The organism is Protofrankia sp. Cr1 (assembly GCF_963555865.1).
GTDB lineage: Bacteria > Actinomycetota > Actinomycetes > Frankiales > Frankiaceae > Protofrankia.
This window is the reverse complement of the sequence record NZ_CAUVXO010000509.1, coordinates 1-3,690: the sequence shown is the minus strand read 5'-3', so window position 1 is coordinate 3,690 and position 3,690 is coordinate 1. Positions and strand designations below refer to the sequence as shown.

General features: G+C 67.5%; 4 protein-coding genes. 2 read left to right on the top strand and 2 right to left on the bottom strand.

Going from position 1 to position 3,690, the window contains the following annotated elements; genetic code table 11:
• Together U9980_RS24755 and U9980_RS24750 are read right to left on the bottom strand one after the other, a co-directional pair.
• A partial coding sequence (locus U9980_RS24755; protein ID WP_322770128.1) for a hypothetical protein occupies positions 1-282 on the bottom strand: 282 nt, incomplete at its 3' end.
• 163 nt (positions 283-445) lie between these two features.
• Complete coding sequence (locus U9980_RS24750; RefSeq protein WP_322770127.1) at positions 446-1,882, bottom strand: helix-turn-helix transcriptional regulator; 1,437 nt, start codon at positions 1,880-1,882, stop codon at positions 446-448.
• 444 nt (positions 1,883-2,326) lie between these two features.
• Between U9980_RS24750 and U9980_RS24745 the strand changes: the two genes are divergently transcribed.
• Positions 2,327-3,328 carry a hypothetical protein gene (locus U9980_RS24745; protein WP_322770126.1) on the top strand — a complete coding sequence of 334 codons (1,002 nt, stop codon included), beginning with the start codon at positions 2,327-2,329 and terminating at the stop codon, positions 3,326-3,328.
• A gap of 28 nt (positions 3,329-3,356) precedes the next feature.
• On the top strand, positions 3,357-3,566 hold the full coding sequence (locus U9980_RS24740) for a hypothetical protein (RefSeq protein WP_322750525.1): 210 nt from the start codon (positions 3,357-3,359) through the stop codon (positions 3,564-3,566).
• Positions 3,567-3,690 lie beyond the last annotated feature (124 nt).

Sequence of the window (3,690 nt, the reverse complement as noted above, 5' to 3'; positions counted from 1 at the left end):
TACGAACGGCTCGGGGTCGATGTTCAGCAAGCTGGTGATCGTGACGAGGCGACGCGGCTCTTCACGATGGCGACGGAGATTCGGCGGATGCTTCAGCGCCGAGAACCGGATCGTGTCGATCTCGCCGAAGAACTGGCTGTCACGCTGGCCTTCCTCGGTGGAATCGCGATTGAGGAGGATGTTCGGAGCGAGATCGCCAGGGAGATACGCGCGTTGCTGGCGCCGTTTGAGGAACGAAGTGTCCTCACGCAGAAGGGCTGTGCCGTACTCGGTCAGATACAAGACTGGTAGTGCCTCATCGGCTGTCGGAACGCCCCACGGCACCCTGCCCTGACGGTCGCGGTCAGGTCGACGGTCGCTCACATCGATCGGTGATCCCTAACCGGGTAATCCCGTAACACGTTGATCTTTACCGATTCTATTGCTGCGATCTCGTTGCATCCGCTCATTCAGGGAGACGGGTTGAGGTCGGGACGGCGCAAAATGTTTCGATTTCGGCCGCCGTGTCGCGCGCGACCGCGGACCCCGCATGCCGAGGGTCCGACAGGCTTCCGTGCATGCGGCGCATTTGGGTACGGATTCCGTGGATTCGTCGCGCTGGTGGGAGCGCCAGGACTGGGCCGAGCGCTTCGCGCCCACCTTCTACCTCGCCCTGATGAACACGTGCCAAGGCGAGGTCGATATAAGATCCCGCTCTACTGCCGTAGCTGACATCGGCGGCATCTTGGGCTTCAAAAGCCTGTACGGCGTCAACGGCAATCCGCTCAGTTTCTGTATGATCCGACAAGAGGGAAAGCGCGTCGGCGCTGACGTAGAGCTGGACCGCCTGGGGATAGGTGAGTTCTCCACCTATTTCGTCCAGGTCGTCAACCTGGACCCGTTCTCTGGCCGCACCTGCGCGGGCAAGCGCGGCTCTGGTCTCCGTCGTGTCCCCCAGCGCCGCGTATGCCCGCGCCTCCTGGACGGCAAGCTGTGCCGAGTTCGACCCGGTGACTGTTTGCGCATCCGCGTGGGCGAGAGACAGATACCGTATGGCCTCCCGTGGGGCGCCGGACCAGTAGGCGGCGCGGGCCTGTTCGATCCGTATCCACACCCGCAGGCCGGGATGGTCGGCGCGATCCGCGCACAGGAACGCCGCGCGTGCGTTGAGGTGGGCGGCCTGGAACTGGCTGAGGTCGACGCCGGCGTGTGCCAGCAGTCCGGATGTGATTGCCGCGAGGAAGTAGAGGTCACGGGACTGGTGGGGCACGCCCGGTCCGTCGAGGAGGCGGAAGGCGACGCGCTGGGCTCCGATAAGGGAGTCGACGAGGTTCGTCGCCTGAGTCGGGTAGGCGGTGACCAGTCGACGGACCTCGGCGTGTAGGAGGTCCATCACCTCTGGGGACGGGGCGGCGCGTTCCGCGTTGACGATGAACTGGAAGGTCTCGTCAGCGGCCATGAGCATCCGCCTTTCTGAGCTGTCCTGCGCCGGGGGCGCATCCACAGAACCCACCCAATCCCCAGAGTAAGCTCGCGCGTCGACCCAGGCGACGCTCATAGGCTTACCGGTCCAGCCATGGCTTCTCACCGGCCGGAGTAGGCCCGTCGACCGTGGAGAACTGCCGCCGCCGAGCAGTCGGCTGCGGGCCCGGTCGGGCATGGCCAGGCCGTCGGCGACTCGGACGAAGACCTCGAGGTCGGTCACCCGGCGCTTGCCCGTGCAGATGCGGCTGACCTCGCCCTGGCTCATCGCACAGCGGGACGCGAGAAGCGTCTGACTGCACCCGTACCGGCTCATCAGCACGAACAGTGCGCCGACATCACGGTCATTGAGCGCGGCCAGGAAAGGTGGTTCGTCCCAGACGTGGTCCGGCAACGGGAGCGGCACGGGATCGGCAGGCATCGGCAGGGCTCCCCGGGCATTCGGCCTGAAAGGACTGACGCGAATCAGTCCAGCACGCAGTGTCGTTAAGCGTAATCCCACCGGATCAGCCGTGGAAAGGGTGCCGCTCGTGGCATATTTTTCTGGCGCTGCGTAACCGTGGACGGCGACCGGCTTCCTTACCCGATGTGCGATCCCGCCGTCTATCAGCCGCGCTCATGACACCCGCTCATGACATGAGCTCATAGGCCGCGCCGGTAATCCTCGCCGTCTCGGCTCATGAGACACAGCCGTTGCCGTATCACGGCCGGGACCGCGCAGAATTCCCCTCAGGCCCCCGGGCCGGGTTGAGCTCTCGTGCACGCCCCGGCGCTCCCCGGCCCGGGGCGCCCGCCATGAATATCGGGCCGAGGGGTTAGCGACAGAAGGGCGCAATAGTGACCGCACAGGAAAGGTGTCATGCCGGTGCCGACAATCAGTCGACGTTCGCTGCTGACGGGGGCCGCGATGAATGCCGCCATGCTGTCCGGGGCTGAGGACCATCCCGGCCGGTCCGTGCTGGCCGCCGCACGGATGATCCTGGAAGCGGCACCCGCCAGCATCGAACGCGCGACCGGCCGGGCGCCGCTCATCGCGGTGACCCACCACCTGGCGGCGGCCCACGCGAGCCTCGAGGACCTGGCCCGCCGCGGCGATCCTAGTGTCAGAGCGACTGCCCACGCCCTGACTGTCCACTGCCAGCTCAGCACAGCGGACGCGTTATTCGGGCTCGGCGCGGTCGTCCGGGCCTGCCAGGCGCTGCGGATCGTCCGCGAGCGTGCCGACGCTATCGACGATGCTGCCCGCCGAGACGACCTTCTGCATACCGCGCTGCGTATCGAAGGAAAGATCTACACGTATGGGTCGTCGGGTGGCCCTGTCCCGCCCGCGCTAGCTGCGTGTGATCCCACCCGCGCGCGGACCCCGGCACAGGTCGCGGTTGCGTTCCAGGCCGCGCGGCTCGGCGCACGAGAATGGTCACCGGCACGGCTCCAGGCGTATGTCGGCTATGCGCTCGACGCCGCAGACCGGCTGCCCGCAGCCGGGGCCCCCGGGGTGTACGTGGACCGTTTTTCGTTCACCAATGCGCTGTATCACGCCCAGGTGGCGTGGGCGACCGGTGGCGTTGTTCCCCTCGCCGAGCAGTATTACCCGGAGATCGCCGCCGGGATGGCCGGGCATCACGCGGGTATCGCGGTCGTCGAATTCACCATGGCGCGGATGTATTTCCGGCTCGGCCGGCTCGCGGACGGGATCGACCATGTCCGGCGCGGCCAGCAGGCCGACCCGGGGCACCTGGCCTCCCAGCGGGCGCGGATCGGCGCCCGCAACGCTGCCTTCCGCCATCGCGCCGACCCGTATCTGCGGGGTCTGTTTCCGGCTCCGCCACCACGCCCGATCACGGCGCTCGGTTCCGGTACGAGGTAGGCCACCGACCAGGGAAGGGGAACGAGACGTGGACGAGCAGCGCATCGTGCGCGGGATCGAACGGGAGCTGGAGATCGCGATTGCCGCCGTCGCGACGGTCACCCGGCTGCTCGACGAGCCGGACGGGCCGTGGAACTACGTGCACCTGACGCTGTTCCGGGAGCGGGCCGGCGGCATTCGCGACGATCTCCAGCATATGGCCGTCCGGGTGGCCGAAACGGGGCAGGTGTCCGCGTGAGCGGCGCATCCCGGCCGGGCCGGCAGACCGGCCGTCCGGACAGCGCCCGCACCCCGCATCCCGGCGTGTCCCCATGCAGCGGTCGTCGACCTGCGGCCAGGATGGGGCGCCCGGGTTCACTCGG

What these genes read in the sequence shown, in the direction of transcription:
- U9980_RS24750 (WP_322770127.1), bottom strand. Translation starts at nt 1,882, where the DNA reads ATGCCTGCCGATCCCGTGCCGCTCCCGTTGCCGGACCACGTCTGGGAC.